The organism is Longimicrobium sp., from assembly GCF_036280135.1.
Classification (GTDB): domain Bacteria; phylum Gemmatimonadota; class Gemmatimonadetes; order Longimicrobiales; family Longimicrobiaceae; genus Longimicrobium.
This window is the reverse complement of the sequence record NZ_DASURI010000164.1, coordinates 1-4,629: the sequence shown is the minus strand read 5'-3', so window position 1 is coordinate 4,629 and position 4,629 is coordinate 1. Positions and strand designations below refer to the sequence as shown.

Annotated in this window: 4 protein-coding genes; 1 reads left to right on the top strand and 3 read right to left on the bottom strand. The window is 73.5% G+C overall.

Features of this window, described 5'->3' with window-relative positions; all coding sequences use genetic code 11:
• The coding region (locus VFZ20_RS05000; RefSeq protein ID WP_329682735.1) for a TraB/GumN family protein at positions 1–472 on the top strand (472 nt) is incomplete at its 5' end.
• A gap of 173 nt (positions 473–645) precedes the next feature.
• Here VFZ20_RS05000 and VFZ20_RS04995 read toward each other — a convergent pair.
• The 3 genes from VFZ20_RS04995 to VFZ20_RS04985 are packed head-to-tail and all read right to left on the bottom strand — an operon-like array spanning position 646 to position 4,237.
• Positions 646–2,916 carry a TonB-dependent receptor gene (locus VFZ20_RS04995; RefSeq protein WP_329682734.1) on the bottom strand — a complete coding sequence of 757 codons (2,271 nt, stop codon included), beginning with the start codon at positions 2,914–2,916 and terminating at the stop codon, positions 646–648.
• Between the two features lie 38 nt (positions 2,917–2,954).
• Positions 2,955–3,731 (bottom strand): anti-sigma factor family protein, encoded by a 777-nt coding sequence (locus tag VFZ20_RS04990; protein WP_329682733.1) that lies wholly within the window; start codon positions 3,729–3,731, stop codon positions 2,955–2,957.
• Positions 3,728–4,237, bottom strand: a complete 510-nt coding sequence (locus tag VFZ20_RS04985) for a sigma-70 family RNA polymerase sigma factor (RefSeq protein WP_329682732.1) — start codon at positions 4,235–4,237, stop codon at positions 3,728–3,730. Before VFZ20_RS04985 ends, VFZ20_RS04990 begins: the two co-directional genes overlap by 4 nt.
• Positions 4,238–4,629: the final 392 nt, after the last annotated feature.

The window sequence follows — 4,629 nt, the reverse complement described above, 5'->3', positions numbered from 1 at the left end:
GATGATGTTCAGCCAGCTGGAATGGGCGCGGGCGGGGCTGGAGGCAAAGCACGGCATCGACGTGCACTTCGAGGGGCGCGCGCAGGCGGACGGCAAGCCGCTGGGCTCGCTGGAGTCCGTGGATTTCCAGATGGGGCTGATGGACGGGTTCAGCCCCGAGATGCAGGTGGAGATGCTGCGCCAGACGCTGTACGACCTGCCCGGCACGGCGGAGATGATGGACCGCATCGTGGACGCCTGGCGCGCGGGCGACGCGACGGGCATGGACGCGCTGATGAACGGCTCCATGGGCTCCCGGCAGGTGTACGACCGCATGCTCACGGACCGCAACGCGGCCTGGGTTCCGCAGATCGAGCGGCTGCTGCGCGGCGGCGACGACGTGCTGGTGGTGGTGGGCGCCGCGCACCTGGTGGGCGACCGCAGCGTGGTGGAGATGCTGCGCCGGCGCGGCTACACGGTGGAACAGCTTTGAACGGCAGTGCGAAAGTGCGAGAGTGCGAGAGTGCGAGAGTGCGAGAGTGCGAGAGTAACTGATGAACGGCACGAAACGCATTCCCCACAACGCAGAAGCCCCGCGATCGCTCGCGGGGCTTCGTTGCTTCACCACTTTCGCACTTTCGCACTTTCGCACTCCCGCACTGCCGTTCAGAACTTCCACGTGATGCCGGCCACGGGCACCAGCGGCAGCGTGGTCACGTTGCGCACCACGCGCGCGGCCTCGGTGGCGCCGTCCGGCATGGGACTGGGCGCGCTGTTGTTGCCGGTGCCGCTGGCGGGCGTGTCTTCCAGGTAGCGGTAGAACAGGCCGTCGCGGTTCTCCAGCGCGTTGATGAGCCGCAGGTACGGCGTGACCTGCGTGCGGCGGCCGCCCACCCGCGGGCTCCACGTGCGCGACACCTCCGCGTCCAGCCGCAGGAACGGGTTGATGCCCGTCAGCGGCGCGTCGGTGTCCAGGTCCACGCCCCCGCTGCTGTTCTCCAGGCTGGGGATGGACCCGCCGTCGTTGATGGGGTCCGACGGCTGCGCCAGCCGCGTGGAGGGCAGCCCCGCGCCGTACGCGAACCGCGCGCTGAGCACCGTGCGCCGCCACACGGTGCCGCGCACGCCCGCCGTCAGCGTCTGCCGCCCCAGGAACTGGACGGTGTCCTGCAGCAGCGACGAGCTCCACGCCCACCCCAGCGAGTAGCCCAGCCACCCCGTCACCCGCCCGCCCGTGCGCCGCACCCACACGTCCACGCCCGAGTTGTGCGCCGTGTACGACGAGTCGGAGCGGGGCCGCGGGTCCGGCAGGCCGTCGAACCGCTTGTAGAAGCCCTCCAGCCCCAGCCGCACGTCCGGCGCCAGCTGCTGGTCCAGCGACAGCGACAGGTGCGTGGCGCCGCCCACGGCCAGGTGCGTGGCAATGCGCATGCTGTCGGCGAAGTTGCGCAGCGTGCTGGAGTACAGCGGGCGGGGAACGCGGATGTACTGGTGATACCGGCCGGCCGCCAGCGTGAGCGCCGCGTTGTCCGTCAGCAGCCACGTGGCCGACGCGCGGGGCGCGAACACGGCCGCGCCGCCCACGGAGAACGCGTCCGCCCGCACGCCGCCCCGCAGGACGACGCGGTCGTCGGGCTGCCACTTGGTGTCCACGTATGCGCCCACGGCCGAGCCGGCGGCCTCCGTGTGCACCAGCACCTGGCCGTTCTGCGACTGGTTGGCGTCGTGCGTGAGCCAGGTGCGCTCGAACGAGCCGCCGTACCGCACCGACACGGGGCCCTGCTGCCGCGTAAAGTCCAGCGACGAGCGCACCCGGTCGCTGCGGCTGCTGAGCAGGAACAGGCGGCCCGCGTCGCGCAGGGGGATGAAGGCGTCAAAGCGGCCCGCGGCCACCGTCATCTCCACGTCCGCGCCCTCGAAGCGGCCGCCGTAGCGCAGGCTGCCCGCCTGGTTGCCCCAGGTGGCCAGGCCGTCGCCGCCCAGCGTGTCCACCCGCACGCCCTCGTGGTTGGCGAACGCCGTCAGGCTCACGCCGCCGTCGCGTAGGGGCAGGTCCAGCCGCAGCAGCCCGTCGCGGAAGGCGTAGGGAAACGGCTCGCTCTCCAGCTGGGCGATGCTGGCGCCGTGCACCGTCCGCCCCGACGCCAGGTAGCGCACGCCGCCCGCGACGGGGCCCTCGGCCCGGCCCGTGACGGACACCATGTCCACCGTGCCGCCGGCGGAGTGGCGCGCGCCGTTGCCGCTGCGCGTCTCTAGGTCCATCACGTACGACAGCCCGCCGTCGTAGCGGGCTGGGGCGCCGCCCAGGTACAGGGCCGCCTCGCCCACCACCTCGGGCTCAAAGCTCTCGATGAGCCCGCCCATGTGGAAGGGGGCGTACACGGGGGCGCCGTCCAGCAGCACCAGCTGCAGGTTGGCCGCCGAGCCGCGCACGTACAGGGCCTCGCCCCCGCCGCCCGAGCCGTCCGGCAGGGAGCCAAAGCCGCCGTTGAGGGTCTGCGCCAGGCCGGCGTCTTCCGTGGCGCGGCGGACGATGGTGAGGTTGAACTCGGAGCGGGAGACGGCGACGCTGTCCGCGCCGGGGTCGATGCTGGGGCGCACGTTCACGGGCGCCAGGGTGATGGGGCGGTGCCGCAGCATCACGTCCAGGTCCAGCTCGCCCCCGGCGGGCACCAGCACCTCCATCTGCGTGGGGGCGTGGTCCAGGTGGTGCACCCGCAGCGTCTGCCGGCCGGCGCCCACCCGCAGGCGGTAGGCGCCCGTGCTGTCGGCCATGGTGAGCACGTTGTGGCGGCCGTCGTCGGCCTCCACCACGGCCAAGGGGACGGGGAGCCCCGTGGGCTCGCTCTGCACGTGGCCGTGGATGGTTCCCCGCGCCGCCGTGTCCTGCACGGGCGCGGCCTGCACCAGCACGGCCAGCACGAGAGCGGTCAGCATCCAGCGTTACGTATGAAAGGGTACGGCGGGTCCGGGCGTCAGCTGCCGGCGCGGAACACCGGCTCCTGGGCCGAGCCGGCCACGCGGGGGGCCAGCGACCGCAGCGACTTGCCTTCCTTGGCGGCAATCACGCGGCCGTTCACCTCCACGAACGCCGCGTCGGCGCCCGCGGGCAGGTCGATCACCACCTCGCCGGGTCCGGCGCCCACCACCTCGATACGGCCGGGGCCCGTGCGGAACCGCGCGCTCACGGCGGCGCCCGTGGCGGTGACCTGGGCGGCCGGATCGGTGGAGAGGCGGGCGCGCACCCGCAGCTCTGCCGACGAGCCCGTGACCTCCACCCGCACCTGCCCGTTCTCCGGGAGGATGGAGACGGCCTTGGGCGCCGGCATGGGCACGGCCTCGGGGGCCGGCGCCGCCTGGGGCGCGGGAAGCGCGGGCTCTTCCGCGCGGGGCTCCACCGTCACGCGCTGCACCCACTCGCGCACGGGCGAGCCGGGCACGACGGCCGCCGCCGCCGCGCCCGCCACGCAGAGCACCAGCACGGCCGCGCGGGGCAGGGCCCGGCGGGCCTGGCCCAGGGCGCCCGCGCCCCGCCGCCGCCGCGCGAACTCGGCCTGGGCCGCCAGCACGGGCGGGGCCGCTTCCACCATCCCCAGCAGTGCGGAGGCGCGGGCGTTGAGCCCGCGGAGCTCCGCGAGCTGCCCGGCGCACTCCGCGCAGGCGGCCAGGTGGGCGTCGGCCTGGGCCCGTGGGCCGGGGGCCAGCTCCCCATCCAGCAGCTCCTGCAGGGTTCCTTCACCCAGGTGTGTCATCCTTCCTCCAGTCGGACATCGTACACCGCCAGGAAGCGCCGGGTTGCGCGAGCCAGCAGCGTGCCTACCGAGCCCGGGGCCACCGCGGCCACCTGGGCGATCTCGTCGTATCTGAATCCCTCTTCGCGCATCAGCAGCATCTGCCGGTCACGCTCGGGGAGCTGTTCCAGGGCCTTGCGCACGGCCGCCACCTTGCGGTCGCGCTCCAGCGACTCGTCGGGCGCGGGGAGCGCCGACGGCTTCCAGGGGGTGGCGCTCAGCAACCGTTCGCGGCGGCGGGACGTGCGCGCCCCGTCGCGAAACAGGTTGGTGGCCACCGTAAAGAGCCAGAGCCGCGCCTCGTTCTCGGGCAGGGCGCGCCCCAGCAGCCGCACGAACGATTCCTGCGCGATGTCCTCGGCGGCGTCGTGGTCGCCCGTAAGGCGGTGCAGGTAGCGGAACAGCGACGGGTACACGTCGCGGAACAGCGCGTCGTAGTCCGTGCTCCCTCCGGACCGGGCCTTCACGGGCCCACCGCCCGCGGGCAATGCGTCTGGCCCCCGCGCCGGGAGGCCCTGCACGTGCGTGTATGCCACGATGTGTCGGTCATCGCCTGGGAAGCGGATCGGATGCGCGGGGGCGGGGTACGCGCCCCGTTGCCCGGCGGTTGATGCAAGAACGCCCTCGTGGGGCCGATCGTGACACCCCCGGGCCGCAAGCGCGTGCCCTGTCACGACCTGCGGCCCTGGTGCGTTCTTCGCGTGGATCGGGTCCGCGGCACCGTGCCGCGGACGGACGTCAAACGTATCGTGCCCGACGTGTTTGCTCTACCCCGTCGTCCCCGTTTTCGCGCGGCGCTGGCCGCGCTCCTGCCGTGCATGCTGCTGGGCGGCTGCTCGGACTCGGCGCTGTCCGTCGT

Bases quoted from the DNA above. Each gene is read 5' to 3' on its own strand.
- VFZ20_RS04995 (WP_329682734.1), bottom strand. From the start codon at position 2,916: ATGCTGACCGCTCTCGTGCTGGCCGTGCTGGTGCAGGCCGCGCCCGTG.
- VFZ20_RS04990 (WP_329682733.1), bottom strand. From the start codon at position 3,731: ATGACACACCTGGGTGAAGGAACCCTGCAGGAGCTGCTGGATGGGGAG.